This window comes from Peptacetobacter sp. AB845, from assembly GCF_047528295.1.
Lineage (GTDB): Bacteria > Bacillota > Clostridia > Peptostreptococcales > Peptostreptococcaceae > Peptacetobacter.
Genome location: NZ_CP180001.1, coordinates 1,305,260 through 1,322,610, shown reverse-complemented (window position 1 = coordinate 1,322,610; position 17,351 = coordinate 1,305,260). Strand labels below are relative to the sequence as shown.

The 17,351-nt window shown below is 32.3% G+C and carries 14 protein-coding genes; all 14 read right to left on the bottom strand.

All coding sequences use genetic code 11. The features are described from left to right. Positions 1 to 39: 39 nt before the first annotated feature. The 14 genes from recA to infB all read right to left on the bottom strand — a co-directional run bounded on the left by recA (position 40) and on the right by infB (position 17,344). Positions 40 to 1,119, bottom strand: a complete 1,080-nt coding sequence (gene recA / locus ACK2WO_RS06205; protein ID WP_414697080.1) for a recombinase RecA — start codon at positions 1,117 to 1,119, stop codon at positions 40 to 42. A 246-nt stretch (positions 1,120 to 1,365) separates the two neighbouring features. After that, entirely contained in the window at positions 1,366 to 1,908 is a 543-nt protein-coding gene (gene pgsA / locus ACK2WO_RS06200) for a CDP-diacylglycerol--glycerol-3-phosphate 3-phosphatidyltransferase (RefSeq protein ID WP_414697079.1), read from the bottom strand. Next, positions 1,892 to 3,229, bottom strand: a complete 1,338-nt coding sequence (rimO, locus tag ACK2WO_RS06195; RefSeq protein WP_414697078.1) for a 30S ribosomal protein S12 methylthiotransferase RimO — start codon at positions 3,227 to 3,229, stop codon at positions 1,892 to 1,894. Before rimO ends, pgsA begins: the two co-directional genes overlap by 17 nt. Positions 3,230 to 3,290: 61 nt before the next feature. Further along, positions 3,291 to 5,633 carry a DNA translocase FtsK 4TM domain-containing protein gene (locus tag ACK2WO_RS06190; protein WP_414698739.1) on the bottom strand — a complete coding sequence of 781 codons (2,343 nt, stop codon included), beginning with the start codon at positions 5,631 to 5,633 and terminating at the stop codon, positions 3,291 to 3,293. Positions 5,634 to 5,880: 247 nt separating this feature from the next. After that, entirely contained in the window at positions 5,881 to 7,083 is a 1,203-nt protein-coding gene (gene dapG / locus ACK2WO_RS06185; RefSeq protein WP_414697077.1) for an aspartate kinase, read from the bottom strand. Between the two features lie 24 nt (positions 7,084 to 7,107). Then, complete coding sequence (locus ACK2WO_RS06180) at positions 7,108 to 8,352, bottom strand: M16 family metallopeptidase (RefSeq protein ID WP_414697076.1); 1,245 nt, start codon at positions 8,350 to 8,352, stop codon at positions 7,108 to 7,110. Between the two features lie 129 nt (positions 8,353 to 8,481). Next, on the bottom strand, positions 8,482 to 10,569 hold the full coding sequence (pnp, locus tag ACK2WO_RS06175; RefSeq protein WP_414697075.1) for a polyribonucleotide nucleotidyltransferase: 2,088 nt from the start codon (positions 10,567 to 10,569) through the stop codon (positions 8,482 to 8,484). A gap of 98 nt (positions 10,570 to 10,667) precedes the next feature. Then, positions 10,668 to 11,510 (bottom strand): DegV family protein, encoded by an 843-nt coding sequence (locus ACK2WO_RS06170; protein ID WP_414697074.1) that lies wholly within the window; start codon positions 11,508 to 11,510, stop codon positions 10,668 to 10,670. 127 nt (positions 11,511 to 11,637) lie between these two features. Next, entirely contained in the window at positions 11,638 to 11,895 is a 258-nt protein-coding gene (gene rpsO / locus ACK2WO_RS06165) for a 30S ribosomal protein S15 (protein ID WP_414698738.1), read from the bottom strand. A gap of 131 nt (positions 11,896 to 12,026) precedes the next feature. Then, entirely contained in the window at positions 12,027 to 12,962 is a 936-nt protein-coding gene (locus ACK2WO_RS06160; RefSeq protein WP_414697073.1) for a bifunctional riboflavin kinase/FAD synthetase, read from the bottom strand. Positions 12,963 to 13,025: 63 nt separating this feature from the next. Next, entirely contained in the window at positions 13,026 to 13,934 is a 909-nt protein-coding gene (gene truB / locus ACK2WO_RS06155) for a tRNA pseudouridine(55) synthase TruB (RefSeq protein ID WP_178411934.1), read from the bottom strand. 10 nt (positions 13,935 to 13,944) lie between these two features. Further along, positions 13,945 to 14,946, bottom strand: a complete 1,002-nt coding sequence (locus ACK2WO_RS06150; protein WP_414697072.1) for a DHH family phosphoesterase — start codon at positions 14,944 to 14,946, stop codon at positions 13,945 to 13,947. Next, complete coding sequence (gene rbfA, locus ACK2WO_RS06145; RefSeq protein WP_300529813.1) at positions 14,936 to 15,319, bottom strand: 30S ribosome-binding factor RbfA; 384 nt, start codon at positions 15,317 to 15,319, stop codon at positions 14,936 to 14,938. Before rbfA ends, ACK2WO_RS06150 begins: the two co-directional genes overlap by 11 nt. A 93-nt stretch (positions 15,320 to 15,412) precedes the next feature. Continuing rightward, positions 15,413 to 17,344: a translation initiation factor IF-2 gene (gene infB / locus ACK2WO_RS06140; RefSeq protein WP_414697071.1), complete on the bottom strand. Its 1,932-nt coding sequence runs from the start codon at positions 17,342 to 17,344 to the stop codon at positions 15,413 to 15,415. Between the last annotated feature and the right edge of the window lie 7 nt (positions 17,345 to 17,351).

The window sequence follows — 17,351 nt, the reverse complement described above, 5'->3', positions numbered from 1 at the left end:
CTCTTTTTTTATCGTTATATATTTGAACTTTATCTTAAATTAAACTGTTTTCTCTTCTTTTTTATCATCTTTAGCTGCTTTTGTAGCTTTTGGTTCTTCTACAGTTTCTTCTTCTGGAGAACTTCCATCTAAATGATAGTAATGTCTTACTTTAGCTTCTATTTCGTTAGTTAAATCCATATTGTCTTCTAAGAATTTTTTAACATTTTCTCTACCCTGACCTAGTTTAACATCCTGGTAGTTGTACCAAGAACCAGATTTTTTAACAACATCTATATCAGCTGCTATATCTAATAAGTCACCTATTTTAGATATACCCTGTCCATACATTATATCAAATTCTGCCTGTTTGAATGGTGGTGCAACTTTATTTTTAACAACTTTTACTCTTGTTCTACTTCCTAAAACTTTATCTCCCTGTTTTATAGTGTCTATTTTTCTAACATCTAATCTTACAGAAGAGTAGAATTTAAGTGCACGTCCACCAGTAGTTGTTTCTGGGTTACCAAACATTATACCAACTTTTTCTCTTAACTGGTTGATGAATATTGCAACACAGTTAGATTTCTTTATTGAACCTGTTAATTTTCTAAGAGCCTGAGACATAAGTCTTGCCTGAAGCCCTACATGAGAATCCCCCATATCACCTTCTATTTCGGCTTTAGGAACTAATGCAGCAACAGAGTCGACTACTATTATGTCTATAGCCCCACTTCTTATAAGAGCCTCTGCTATTTCTAGTGCCTGTTCTCCTGTATCTGGCTGAGATATTATAAGGTTTTCTACATCTACACCTAATGCTTTAGCATATACTGGGTCTAATGCGTGTTCTGCATCTATGAACGCTGCTATTCCTCCTGTTTTCTGTGCTTCTGCTACACAGTGAAGTGCAACTGTAGTTTTACCAGAAGATTCTGGTCCGTATATCTCAACTATTCTTCCTTTTGGAAGCCCGCCTATACCTATTGCTATATCTAGTCCTATAGAACCAGTAGATATTGTATCTATTTCTAGAGAAGTAGCTTCTCCTAATCTCATTACTGAACCTTTACCAAAGTCTTTTTCTATTTTCCCTAATGCTTCGTTAAGGGCTTTTAATTTTTCCTGATCTACACTCATCACGATTCTCCTCTCAGTTTATATATCAAACATTTGTTCTATCTTTTTTATATACTTATTATATCGTATAAAAACAACCTCGTCAATAAATAAGATTCGTTAAAAATTTTTTATTTTTAAAACGATACAAAATATATAAAATTTGCCTTCACTTTATTTATTGACATCTTAACTTAAACCTAAACAAATTTTTGCTAAAAAAAGAACTATTACAAAATTGTAATAGCCCTTTCAATAAATTTTAAATTATTTTGAATTCATAAATACGTGTCTATTTCCGTATAGGTATTCCCAACCTGAATAAAGAGTAAGAAGTGTAGCTATTATTAATAAAATATTTCCTACCATTAATATTGTTGCATTTCCTAGATGTGCTCCAAATAATAATAAAACTATTGAAACCATCTGAGTAGCAGTTTTCCATTTTCCACTCTTACCTGCAGCTATAACTGTACCGTCTGCAGCTGCTATTGCTCTAAGAATACTTACAGATAACTCTCTTGCAACTATTATTATTACCATCCATCCAGCAGCAAGATCTGTTTCTATCATACATATTAGTGTAGATATAACTAATAGTTTATCTGCTAATGGGTCCATAAATTTCCCAAAATCTGTTACTAGATTGTATTTTCTAGCTATTTTACCGTCTAGCATATCTGTAAGTGATGCAACTATAAAAATTATACAAGCTATTAAAAATTTAGACGGTATATCCATCATCATAACAATTACTAGAATCGGTATAAGGAATACTCTGAATAAAGTTAATTTATTCGGCAAGTTCATCTACAACATCTCCAATCAAATCATATTCCATAGCTTCTGTTATATAAACATTTACAAAGCTACCTATTTCTAATTCTTCATCAGAATTAACATATACAACACTGTCTATTTCCTCAGCATCTCCCTGAGTTCTACCAACGTATACGCCTTCTTCAGCCTCTTCTTCTATAAGTACTTCAAATACTTTATCTTCTCTTTTCTGATTTATTTCCTCAGATATTGCCTGCTGAACCATCATGACTCTATCTCTTCTTTCTTCTTTGATTTCCTCGTCCATGTGTCCATCCATTCTATCTGCAGGAGTATCTTCTTCTCTTGAATACGCAAATGCACCTAATCTATCAAATTTTATTTCTTTCATAAATTCTATTAATTCTTCTAGATCTTCTTCTGTTTCTCCTGGGAATCCAACTATAACAGTAGTTCTTATTACAGCATCTGGTATTTTACTTCTTATCATATCAACTTTATTTCTTATATCTTCTTTAGATGTTCTTCTGTTCATTCTTTTTAATACTCTGTTGCTTGCATGCTGTATTGGCATATCAAAGTAACTGCATATATTGTCGTGAGCAGCTATTACATCTATTAATTTTTCAGTTATTGATTCTGGGTAAGAGTACATTATTCTTATCCATTTTATACCTTCTATACCTGCTAATTCTTCTAATAACTCAGCAAGTTTAGCTTCTCCGTATAAATCTTCACCGTATCTAGTAGTATCCTGAGCTATTACAACTAACTCTTTTACACCTTCTGCAGCAAGAGTTTTAGCTTCTTCCACTATATCTTCTATTTTTCTACTTCTGTATTTTCCTCTTAATTTAGGTATTATACAGTATGTACAGTGGTTAGAACATCCTTCACCTATTTTTAAATAAGCCATATGCTCTGGAGTAGATACATATCTAGGTAAAGTTTCGTCAAATGCAAATTCTATATTTCCTATTTCTGTTACATTCTTTTCACTTTCTAATCTATCTATTATTTCAGATATATTCATAAAGTTACCAGTTCCAACTATTGCATCTATTTCTGGTATTTCTTCTAATAATTCATCTGCATATCTTTGTGCTAGACATCCAGTAACTATTAGGTATTTAAGCTTTCCAAATTCCTTTAACTGAGATAATTCAACTATTGTATCTATTGATTCCTGTTTTGCATCTCTTATAAATCCACAAGTATTAACGATTATTATATCTGCTTCGGCAAATTCTTCTACAAATTCGTATCCTTTTTCTTTTAAGATCCCTGTCATTATCTCCGCATCCATTAGGTTCTTTGAACATCCTAGGGATTCTAATGCTATTTTTAACATGTATTCTCCTTTCAATTTTAAAATTAAGGTGGAGTAATATCCACCTTAATCTAAATTTATATTATTTTTTCATTTCTTCTAACTGTTCTTTAGATATAAGGACTTTTCTAGGTCTACTACCTTCGTTCTGTCCTACTATACCTCTTTCTTCCATTGCATCTATCATTCTAGCTGCTCTGTTAAATCCTATTTTGTATTTTCTCTGTAGCATTGATGACGATGCCTGTCCATTATTAACTACAAATTCTATTGCTTCTGGAAGTAATTCATCTTCATCATCATGTTCTATATTTCTTACAGAAGATATTGTTTCTATTATATCTTCTTCATATTTAACTTCATCGTCTTTAAACTGAGATTTAACATATTCTATTACATTTTCTAATTCTGAATCAGATATAAATGCACCCTGAAGTCTTTCTGGTTTAGCTGCACCTAGTGGGTAGAATAACATATCTCCTTTTCCAAGAAGTTTTTCTGCTCCACCCATATCAAGTATTGTTCTTGAATCTGTCTGAGAAGAAACTGCAAATGCTATTCTTGAAGGTATATTAGCCTTGATTACACCTGTTATTACATCTACAGAAGGTCTCTGTGTTGCTATAACAAGGTGCATACCAGCAGCTCTAGCCTTCTGAGCTAATCTACATATATAATCCTCAACTTCTTTTGCACAAGTCATCATAAGGTCAGCTAACTCGTCTATTACAATAACTATGCTAGGCATTTTTTCTTCTGCCTTTTCATTATAGCTTTTTATATCTCTAACACCTGTATCGCTAAATGCTTTATATCTTCTATTCATTTCTGTAACCGCCCAATTTAACGCATTTGCTGCTTTAGATGGATCTGTTACAACTGGTATTAGAAGATGTGGTATACCATTGTAGTTAGAAAGTTCTACTACTTTAGGGTCTATTAGAAGTAATTTAACCTCATCTGGTTTTGCCTTGAATAAGATACTGTTTATAAGTGTATTTACGCACACACTCTTCCCAGAACCAGTTGAACCTGCTATTAAAAGATGTGGCATCTTAGCTATATCACTTACAAATATCTTACCAGAAACGTCTTTTCCAAGCCCCATAGCAAGAGGAGATTTAAAATCTTTAAATTCCTTACTTTCTATTATTTCTCTTATTCCAACCATCTGAGTTTCTTCATTTGGAACTTCTATACCTATAGCATTCTTACCTGGTATAGGTGCTTCAATTCTTATACTTCTAGCTGCTAGACTAAGAGCTATATCATCAGTTAAATTAACTATTTTGCTAACTTTTACACCTGGTTTAGGCTGAACTTCATATCTAGTTATTGTAGGCCCTACAGTAACCTGACTTATAGTAGCCTCTACCCCAAAGTCAGAAAGAGTTTTTTCTAATAATCCAGCATTTTTTATAACTGATTTTTTTACATTTTCATTTGATTTTTTATTTACTTTATTTAAAAGAGTTACTGGTGGAATCTTGTAATTTTTATATTTTTCATTATCTAAAGCCGAATCAAATGGCATAGTTGATTCCATAGTCTTAGGACTAACAGCAGAAGTTGTATTTACAGGCTCATCTTCAAACATATTATTGTATGTTTTTACATCTTCATTTGAAGGAGTGTTATCCCTTCTAAATACATCTTCTTTAGGCTCTCTTTCCTGATTTTGTAGCTCTTTTAATACATCAAGTTCTGACATACTCTGAGTTCCTTCAAGTATTTCTAAGTAATCGTCCTCAGCTTTATTGAATCCAACTATTTTTATAGTCTTATCATCATTAAATTCTTCTTCCTCAAAATCTTCTTCCTCAGATTTATTGAATTTATCCTTTAAGCTGCCAAACATTCCTTTTTTATCATCACTTGCATCTCTAGCAATCATAGTTTTATCGTCCATTTCATCTACTTCATCTGTTACCAGATTGATTGCAGAATCTTTCATTTTGCTAAATCTTTCTCTAAGCGATAATCCACTATTTTTAGTTGCTTTAAATCTTTTGAACATATCGCTAACTGATACATTGCATACATACACTATACTTATAATAAGTGCAAATATAGCAATTAACCAAGCACCTACTGTACCAAATATTTTACACATATAATATACGATAACTGTAGATATAAGACCGCATCCATTTCCTGTTACTCCTTGATGCATTATCTCTGTCATCATACTCTTTTCAAATGGGCTACTTACAACCATACTATCGGCATTTAATAATCCGTAGAATACAAATACAAATAATATTATTAGATAATAAACTTTTGTTTTTCTAAATCTGTAAATGTATTCATTTCCATCCATAAACCCTAAAATTCCTGTTAATATAAGTAGAACAGGTATGAATATAGAAAGTCCCCCAAATAAACCTTTAAAAATATTTTGCATAAACTGAGGTATCCATCCCATAGAATTCGAATTTAAGCTATATAGAAGGAATATCCCTAAAAATATAGTTATCAGATTATGATATTCTGAGTTAAATCTTATTTTCTGTTTCTTTTTTCTTTTTTTCTTGTTTTTCAAACTCGCCAAAAATATCACTCCTTTTCTTTTCTAAAATTATAATATTTAACATTTTCAAAGTAAATTATCAAAATCAACATTATATTATTATATCATATATATGACATTTTCAACAAATTTAGATATTAAACTAGCAACAGAATTTGCTATGTATAGCATGGACTGCATTTTCCATGTCATTTTCATCAACTAAGCAAGATATTGTCATGCTAGAGTCAGATGTCTGTAGTAGAGGTATTCCAGCTTCTTTAAGACCTCTAGCCACTTTAGACATAACACCTGGAATTCCTGTCATTGAAGAACCTATAAGTGTTACCTTTGCACAATTTTCTTTTATTTCATAGTCTACTTTATTTCCCTTTAATATTTCTTCTAGGTTATCCTTATCCTTTTCATCTATTACAAAGGCCTTTTCTCCTATGAAAAAGTTTATCATATCCATACTTATGCTTTTTTCTTCCATTTCAGATAATATGTCTGTAAAAGTTCCATTATCTTTTATTTTTATCTGAACTATATCTCTTTTATTTGCTACAGCAAATCTCTCTTCTTTGCAACAACATTCAAATCCGTCATTTTCTATATTTTTAACTGAGCAAATTTTTGTTCCTTCATAACTTGGATTTAATGTATTTTTTATAGCAAGAGTTATATTTCCGTCTTTAGCTATCTGAACAGCTCTCGGATGTATTACCTTAGCTCCCTTATCAGCCATCTGGAATACTTCTTCATAATCAATATAGTCTAGTACTTTTGCATCTGGCTCAACTCTTGGGTCTGCAGTCATTATTCCGTCGACATCTGTATATATTTCAACATATTTACAACCTAAAGCCTTTCCAAGTGCAACAGCAGAGGTATCTGAGCCACCTCTTCCAAGTGTGTTTATATCTCCTCTATCATCTCCACCCTGGAATCCAGCTACAACTACAACATTTCCATTTTCAAGCTCAGCCTTTATTCTACTTGGGTCTATATCCTTTATTTTTGCATCTGAATAAACACCATTTGTCATCATACCAGCCTGACTTCCTGTAAATGCAACAGCATCTACTCCATTTGCAGTAAGCATACTAGCCATTAAAGTTGAGGAAATTATTTCCCCACATGACATAAGCATATCTTTTTCTCTATCTGTAGGTTTATCTGTTACTTGTTCTAAAAGCCCTAATAGAGTATCTGTCGCATAAGGATCTCCTTTTCTACCCATAGCTGATACAACTATTACAACATCATTTCCTGTTTCTTTAGTTTTTTTAACTATTTCACATACCTCAGCCATTTTTTCAAAATTAGCTACTGAAGTACCGCCAAATTTCTGAACTACTATCATTTTAACCTCCTAAAATATGAACTTCTAAAGTTCAATCTCACTTACACCTTTTCCTACAACACATACTCCCATTTTATCTATATCTAAAACGTCTGATATTACCCTATTTATATCGTCCATAGTTATAGAATTTAATCCTTCTATAACATCTTCTAAGGTTTCAACTCTTCCTGTTATAAGCATATATTTCCCAATAGCATTCATTCTACTTTCAGTACTTTCCATGCCTAGCATAAACTCTCCCTTTAGCTGCTCCTTAGAATTATTTAATTCTTCTTCTGTTATTCCATTTTCATTAAGAGAAATAATTTCCTCTTTTATTAATCTATATACATCCTCTAAATTTTCTGTACTCATACTAGCATATATACCAAGCTCTCCCTTATCCCGATAGAATTCCTGTTCTGAGTAAATAGAATACACTAGCCCCTCATCTTCTCTAATTCTCTGGAATAATCTAGATGTAGAACTTCCACCTAAAACATTATTTATTATATCTATAGTATATACATCGTTTGAGCTAGAGCCTATTTTATCACATTCAAAACAAATAGCTAAATTTGTCTGTTCATAATCTCTATCTTTCTTTATGATACAAGGTTTAAATACTTCATCTTGTAGATTATAGTCTGGCTTTTGTCCATGCCAATTCTCAAACTTATCTTCTATAAGCTTTACAGTTTCCTCAAAGTCAAAATTACCACATATTGAAAGAACTGCATTTTCTGGTACATAAAATTTTTCAAAGTAATCTAAAATGGCTTCTCTATTCATACTTTTTATAGATTCCTTGTTTCCAAGTATGTTTTTACCAATTCCTTTATTATCATATACTTTTTCAAGTAGTATGTCGTATGTTAAATCCTCAGGAGAATCCTCGTACATTTTTAATTCCTCTGTTATTACACTCTTTTCTCTTTCAATGTCCTTTTCATCGAATTTAGAGTTTAAAATCATATCAGAGATAATATCTATACCTATATTCAAATGTTCATCAAGGAGTCTTACGTAGTAACATGTACATTCTCTACCTGTAAAAGCATTGATTACACCACCTAAATTTTCTATTTCTGCAACCAATTGTTTTGATGTTCTATTTTTAGTCCCTTTGAACATCATATGCTCTATAAAGTGAGACACACCATCTATATAATTTTCTTCTGTTTTTATTCCAGATCTAAACCATATCCCCATAGAGATTGATTTTAAATAAGGAATTTCTTCTGCTATAATTGTAAGCCCATTGCTTAATTTTTTTGTCTTATACATAAATCCTCCAAAAACATTTTTTATTCACTCCATTATATCATTATAATTTACATAGAATATATTATCAACTCAATTAGATAAAAAAAGAGATGCCTCAAAATTTTTCGGCATCTCTTGATTATTCATTTATTATAATAAAACTTTTCTAGAAAGATTTATTCTTCCTTTTTCATCTATTTCAGTTACTTTAACTTCTAATTCGTCGCCTATGTTTAGAACATCTTCTACATTGTTTACTCTTTCTTTAGATATCTGAGAAACGTGAAGAAGTCCTTCTTTACCTGGAAGTATTTCCATGAAAGCACCGAAGTTCATTATTCTAGTTACTTTACCTCTGTATACTTTGCCAACTTCTGCTTCAGCAACTATATTTCCGATAAGTTCTTTAGCTCTGTCTATCATAGCTTTATCTGTACCAGCTATGAATACTTCACCAGTCTGTTCGATGTCTATTTTAACACCAGTTTCATCTATTATCTTAGTTATAACTTTTCCACCAGGTCCTATTACATCTTTTATCTTATCTGGATTTATGTTCATTCTTTCTATTTTTGGAGCGTATGGAGAAAGCTCTGGTCTTGGTTCAGATATAACTTTTCTCATTTCTCCAAGTATGTGCATTCTACCTTCTCTAGCCTGTGCAAGAGCTCTTCTTAGTATATCTTCATCTATACCGTCTATTTTTATATCCATCTGTATAGCTGTTATACCGTGTTCAGTACCTGCAACTTTGAAGTCCATATCTCCTAAGTGGTCTTCCATTCCCTGTATATCTGAAAGTACAACTACTTTATCGTGATGTTTTATTAGACCCATAGCTATACCAGCTACCATGTCTTTTATTGGAACACCGGCATCTAATAATGATAATGTAGATGCACAAACACTTGCCTGAGAAGTTGAACCATTTGAGCTTAGTACTTCAGATACTAATCTTATTGCATAAGGGAAATCTTCCTGAGATGGTATTACTGGTAGTAATGCTCTTTCAGCAAGTGCCCCATGTCCTATTTCTCTTCTTCCTGGTCCTCTTGAAGGTCTAGCTTCACCTACTGAGTAAGCTGGGAAGTTGTAGTGGTGCATATATCTTTTGTTTTCTTCTTCATCTAATCCATCAAGTTTCTGAACATCACCTAAAGCTCCTAATGTAGCTATGTTCATTACCTGAGTCTGACCTCTTGTGAATATTGCAGAACCATGAGTTCTTGGTATCATACCAGTTTCACACCATATAGGTCTTATTTCATTGAATTTTCTGTTGTCTGGTCTTACTTCGTCATCAGTTATTAAAGATCTAACTTCGTCTTTTATTATAGCCTGAAGAACTTCTTCTATATCTCCAGCTACTTCTTCAAAGTTTTCTAATTTTTCTTCAAAGTAAGCGAATGTTTCTTCTTTAACTTTATCCATATTTTCCATTCTTTCCATTTTTTCAACAGTCTGAACGGCTTCTCTCATTTTTGCTGAAGCAAATTCTTTTACCTGAGCTTCTATATCTTCATCAGCATGGTATAATTTTACTTCTTCTTTTTCTTTTCCTGAACCTGCTACTATTTCTTCTATGAATTCAACTATTTTTTTGATGTGTTCATGTGCAAATAATATAGCTTTTAACATAGTATCTTCAGATACTTCCTGAGCACCTGCTTCAACCATCATTATAGCATCTTTTGTACCAGATACTACTAAGTGCATTTCACTTTTTTCTCTCTGCTCAGCATTAGGGTTTACAACGAATTCTCCGTCAACTAAACCTATACAAACTGAACCTGTTGGCCCATTGAAAGGTATATCAGATATTGATAATGCAACTGATGAACCTATCATAGCTACTATGTCAGGAGTACAATCCTGGTCTACTGAAAGAACAGTTGCAACAACCTGAACATCATTTCTGAATCCTTTTGGGAATAAAGGTCTTATTGGTCTATCTATTAATCTTGATGTTAATATCGCTTTTTCTGAAGGTTTTCCTTCTCTTTTTAAGAATCCACCAGGTATTTTACCTACTGAATATAATTTTTCTTCGTAATCAACACTTAGAGGGAAGAAATCTATTCCATCTCTTGGTTCTGCTGATTTTGTTGTGTTTACCATAACTACACTGTCACCGTATTTTACTATACAGTTACCATTAGTCATTTCACATATTTTTCCTACTTCTACAGAAAGCTCTCTACCAGCAAATTCTGTAGTATATATCTTATGTTCAACCATAATCTATTTTTCCTCCTAATTCTTCCGTTTTCTCGTCTCAATTAATATATTATCAAAAATATTAAACTTCTACAATATATTTAATCATTCCTTAATGTTTAAAGAGAGCTACTCAAAGCAATTATATCTGGTCCAGTATGAGAACATATACATACTCCACCTCTTGTAAACATTACTTTTCTCGCATTTATTCTCTTTCTAACTTCTTCCTCAAGACCTTTCATCTCGTCGTAATTAGCTCCACATCCTATTGTAACTATTTTATCTTCTAGCTTTCCATCATTCATATCAATTAGTACATCGACCATTGTATGAGGAACTTTTTTAGCTCCTCTTATTTTTTCTAACATTTTTATATCTCCATTTTCGACATAAAATAATGGTTGAACATGAAGTAGATTTCCTATAGTAGCAGTAGCACTAGGAACCCTTCCACTTTTCTTTAAATAAGTAAGTGTAGATGGTACAAATAATAAGTGTACGCTTTCTCTAATATTATCTAATTCCTTTAGTATTTCTTCATAACTTTTTCCTTCATCTATCAATTCGCATGCCTTTATAACATACTGTCCACTTCCTAAAGAAAGATTAAGCGTATCAAATACAGTTATTTCTGCATTTTCACAATCTTCTTTTGCAAGTGTAGCACTCTGATAAGTTCCAGACGATTTTGAAGAACCTGTTATACATATAATTTTTTTACCCTCAGAAGTATACTTATCGAATGCTTCTCTAAACTCGATATATGTAGCCTGAGAAGTTTTAGGTATTTCTCCAGTAGATTTTACCCTTTTATAAAACTCCTCTTTACTTATGTCGATACCCTCTCTAAATTCCTCATTATCGAACATTACTGTCAATGGAATAACTTCTAAATATGGTTTAGCAGCTATTTCATCTGGTATATCGCATAAACTATCGCATAATAGTTGAATATCCATATTATACCTCCTTGTGTCTGTTATTGAATTTTTATCAGCGTAAAATCCCCTATATTTTACCCTGTTATTATATTTCTATTTGAAAAAAGCAGGTAATTATATACCTGCTTTTTACTGATAAATAAAATTATTTTCTTAAACCTAATTTTGCTATTAAAGCTCTGTATCCTTCTAGGTCGTTTTCTTTTAAGTAAGAAAGTAAGTTTCTTCTTTTACCAACCATTTTTAATAGACCTCTTCTTGAGTGATGGTCTTTTTTGTGAACTTTTAAGTGTTCGTTTAATTCGTTTATTCTAGCTGTTAATATAGCTATCTGTACTTCTGGAGAACCTGTATCTCCTTCTTTTCTTCCGAATTCTTTGATTATTTCTGATTTGTTTGCTATCATTTCTGTTTCCTCCATAAATTTATTATAATCGCCCTTCACTAGGCAGTGATCGGAGTGTTCAACTGCTGAGTGTGGGTTAATCACCTTACTTATAGTAACATATCTTAAAAATATTTGCAAATATTTTTTTACTTGTTATTTTCATTTGATATATATTTTTCTCTAACAAATCCAGTGTCTATATCCAACTGTTTTCTTAACTCATCAAGCGATTCAAATTTCTTTTCATCTCTTATTTTTTCCAAAAACTCGATTCTAACTATTTTACCGTATATATCCTCATCAAAATCAAGAATATTTGTTTCTATTGAAAGATCTTTTCCATTTACAGTCGGATTCATTCCTACATTAGTGGCTCCAAAATATTTTTTGCCATCTATAATTACTCTAGTTGCATAGATTCCATTTTTAGGATTGATAATCTGATCTTTTAGGCTTATGTTTGCAGTTGGATATCCCATCTTTCTTCCATTAGCCTTTCCATGTATTATCTCTCCTTCTATTACATAAGGAGTACCCAAATACTGAGGAATTTCATCAACACGCCCTTCAGATATTAACTCTCTTATAAACGTACTGCTTACTCTTATATCATTTATTTTTATGGGTTGAACTACTTCTACTTCAATCCCATATTCATGCCCCATTTCTTTAAGTACATTTACATTTCCCTCTTTATTTCTAGCAAATGTAAAATCATGTCCTACAACTATTTTTTTTGCATGTACTTTGTCCTTCAATATTTTAACTACAAATTGTTCTGCTGATATTTGAGTCATCGCCTTGTCAAAAGGTATATCTATTAGATAATCTATTCCAAAGCCCTCTATCAGTCTCTGTTTTTCCTTTTCATCGAATATATTCTTTACTTTTTCAGGTACAAAATAGTTTATTGGATGATTTAAGAATGTAAAAACAGCACTTTTAATGCCCCTCGCTTTTGCGTATGTAGCTGTTTTTTCGATAAGCACTTGATGTCCCTTGTGAACTCCATCAAAGTTACCAATCGTAACAACTGTATCAAATTCAATATCTATATCTTTTATGGCTTTAATAATTTTCATATTAATACTCCGGTAGTTTTAATAGAATTTATTTTATCCTGCATAAACCTAAATTTTTGTAGCTTATACAAAGATTTTATCGCTTTTCACACTGGTTTTTCCGTTTTCTCTTATCAATCTTCCAACTCCGATAAATCTTTCGTGACTGTAAACTCTTACATACTCATCTTTATCTGTATAATTTTTTTCATCAAATCTATAAGATTCTATGATTCCACCATTAGAATAGTATTTAACAGCATTGTCTCTAAGTACTATCCTAGGATATGAATCTAAAGTATAGTCTATATCAAATGCATGCTCTTCAACTGTTCCCTCTTCAACAAATTTTTCTAACTCATCTAAAGTTATAGAATTTTCAAGATTGAACTTTCCTGAAGATGTTCTAAGAAGGAATGACATATGTCCTCCACATCCTAAAATTTCGCCTATATCATAGCATATACTTCTTATATATGTCCCTTTTGAGCACTCAACATAAAATCTTACTTTATTATTATCTATACTCAATATTTCTAGTTTTTTTATAGTAACTTTTCTAGGTTTAAGAACTATCTCATCTTCTCTTCCGCTTCTAACTAAATCACACATTCTCTTGCCATTTACTTTTAGAGCAGAATATTTTGGAGGATACTGTTCTATGTCCCCCATCTGAGATTCAAATGCTTTTTTTATAGCTTCTTCTGTGTATTCAAAATCCTCTGGTGCTTTAAACAATATTTCTCCAGATGAATCATAAGTATCTGTAGCTGCCCCAAGAGTCAATTCACATAAATATGATTTTTCTTTATTTAAAATAAGCTCACTTACCTTTGTTGCCCTACCTATACAAATAGGAAGTACTCCAGCAGCGTCAGGATCTAATGTCCCAGTGTGTCCAATTTTCTTTATTTTTAAAATTTTTCTAGCTTTTCCAACAACATCATTTGATGTCATCCCAGTAGGTTTTAAAATACTTATTATCTTATCCATATAGTTAATCCTAAAAAGCCCTTAAAACCCGCTCTTTTATAATTTTTTCTGCATTTTCAATAGTATCATTTATTGTGCATCCGGCAGCTCTTACATGTCCACCACCGTTAAATTGCATAGCAATTTTACTCACATCTATATCATTTTTTGAGCGTAGGCTTATTTTTATTTCGCCCTTTCTTTTTTCTTTTAGAAATATTCCTACTTCAACATTTTCTATATCTCTAGTATATGTTGTAACACCATCTATATCGTTGTATCCTATAGAATGTTTTTTCATCATATCTATAGAAACACATATAGAAGCTACAAGCTGTCCATTAGAAGCCTCAGCTATACTTAAGGTATTAAGTGCATCCCCTAATAATCTATAGTAGTTTGGAGAATTACTCTGATATAACTTCTGTATAATCATATCTCTTTTTGCGCCATGTTCTAATAAAACTTTAGCCATTTCAAAAGATGATGGTGCAGTAGACGAATACTGGAAGTTTCCTGTATCTGTTGATAATCCAGTATATAATCTAGATGCTATTACCTCATCTATATAATCTTTATCTTTTAAATCACCATATCTTCTTATTATGTTGTATACAAGCTCACATGTAGATGATGCCTCACTGTCTATGTAGTTTACCTCACAGAAACTTGCATCATTACTAGCATGGTGGTCTATACAAACTCTAGTACTGGCATTTTTCTTTATATCATCACTTACACAAATTCTCTTTTCATCTCCACAGTCAAGAGCCAACATTACATAATTTTCTTCATTAAATTCTGTAGAAGTTAATTTTTCTACATCCTTTGAAATAAAAGCTAGATTAGAAGGAATATCATCGTCTAGCACATGATAAACCTTCTTACCTAATTTTTCTAAAAATCTATACATTCCAAGAGTAGAACCTATATTATCTCCATCTGGACTGACATGTGAAGTAACTACGAAAGTATCGTTATTATCGATGTATTTTATTACACTGTCTACCTGTGGGATAAATTTACTCTTCATCTTCCTCTACCTCTTTGCTATTTTCCATATCGTGCTCCTGAACCTTTTTGATCAGGCTATCCATGTACATACCTCTTTCTATAGAGTCATCTACTTTGAATACTATTTCAGGTATATATCTAAGTTTTACTTTTCTTCCAACTTCTCTTCTTATATAGCCTGCTGCACTTTTTAATCCAGCAAGAGATTCTTCTTCATTTCCACCTAATAAACTAACATATACAAATGCATATCTTAAATCATTAGTAACATCTACATCTGTAACACTTATCATAGATGTTATTCTAGGGTCTTTGATTCCGTTTATTAACATCTGCCCTATTATTTTTTTTATTTCTTCTGATATTCTTCTTGTTCTATTATATGATGTCATATCTTCGACCTCTTTCCTTTTATAATTTTTAAATTAGCAGCCGACTTAAATATGTTTAATCTCCTAAAATTAAGAGAAACATCTTATTATCTATTATAATGTTCTTTCAACCTCTTTAGTTATGTATGCTTCTACTATATCGCCTTCTTTTATATCGTTATAATTTACGAAGCTCATACCACATTCGTATCCTTCTGCAACTTCTTTAACATCGTCTTTGAATCTTCTAAGAGCAGCTAATTCACATTCATGAACTATTATACCGTCTCTTACTATTCTAGCTTTACAGTTTCTGTATATTTTACCATTTGTTACGTAGCATCCAGCAACTGTACCAACACCAGATATTCTATAAGTTTCTCTTATTTCTGCTTTACCTGTGTCTTCATCAACTATATCTGGATCAAGCATACCGCACATAGCTGCCTGTATATCTTCTATAGCTTTGTATATTATTGTGTATGTTCTCATATCCACATTTTCTTTTTCAGCTAGTGATTCAGCTCCTGATACTGGTCTAACGTTGAATCCTATTATTATAGCATTAGATGCAGCTGCAAGAAGTACGTCTGTTTCAGTTATCGCACCAACACCACCGTGTATAGCTTTAACCTGAACTTCATCATTAGATAATCTTTCTAATGACTGTTTAACTGCCTGAACAGAACCCTGAACGTCTGCTTTTATAACTATATTTAATTCTTTTAATCCATCATTCATCTGGTTGAATAAATCATCAAGAGATAATCTCTGGCTTGATTTTAACATTTCTTCTCTCTGCTGCTGCTGTCTTTTTTCTGCTATACTTCTAGCAACTTTATCACTTGGAACTTCAACGAACTGGTCTCCACCCTGTGGAACATCAGAAAGTCCAAGTATTTCAACTGCAGTAGATGGTCCAGCAACTTTAACTCTCTTACCTTTTGAGTTTATCATTGCTCTAACTTTACCACTTGCAACACCTGCTACTATTGGATCTCCAACTCTTAGAGTACCACCCTGAACAAGCACTGTAGCAACTGGTCCTCTACCTTTATCAAGCTGTGCTTCTATTACTGTACCAACAGCTCTCTTATCTGGATTTGCTTTTAATTCTTCCATTTCAGCAACTAATAGAACCATTTCTAGTAAGTGGTCTATTCCTATATTTTTCTTAGCTGAAACTGGAACTGCTATAACATCTCCACCCCAGTCTTCAACAAGAAGTCCGTGTTCAGATAATTCCTGTTTAACTCTGTCTGGGTTTGCTCCATCTTTATCTATTTTGTTTATAGCAACTATTAGTGGAACTTCTGCTGCTTTGGCGTGGTTTATTGCTTCTACTGTCTGAGGCATTATACCGTCGTCTGCTGCAACAACTAGTATAGCTATATCTGTAACCTGAGCACCTCTTGCTCTCATTGATGTGAAAGCTTCGTGTCCTGGTGTATCTAGGAATACTATTTTCTGTCCGTTTATTTTAACTTCTGAAGCCCCTATGTGCTGAGTTATACCACCGGCTTCACCTTTTGTTACGTTTGTTTTTCTTATTGCATCTAGTAAAGAAGTTTTACCGTGGTCAACGTGTCCCATAACTGTTACAACTGGTGGTCTAGGTTTTAAATCTTCTTCTTTATCTTCTTCTATTTCCATTAATTTTTCTATTTCGTCTTCTGTTTCACTATCATCTGCTGTAGTTAATTCAAATCCGAATTTAGTAGCAACTAATGATGCTATTTCAAAGCTTATTTCCTGGTTTATTGTTGCCATTGTACCCATCATCATAAGCTCTTTTATTACTTCTGATACAGTTTTACCCATTTCATTAGCTAAATCCTGTACAGTTATTTTTCCGCTAAGAGATATAACATTACCTCTTTCAGCTATTATTTCTTCTTTTATCATTTCGTAAGCAAGTTCGAATTCTTCTCCTTCAAGAACGTCCTCTTCACTTGCTACTTCTATATCGAAAGCTTTTAATTTGCTTATAAGCTCCTCAATCGATATTTTTAATTCTTTTGCTAACTGGTCTACTCTTGTTGACAAAAGACCA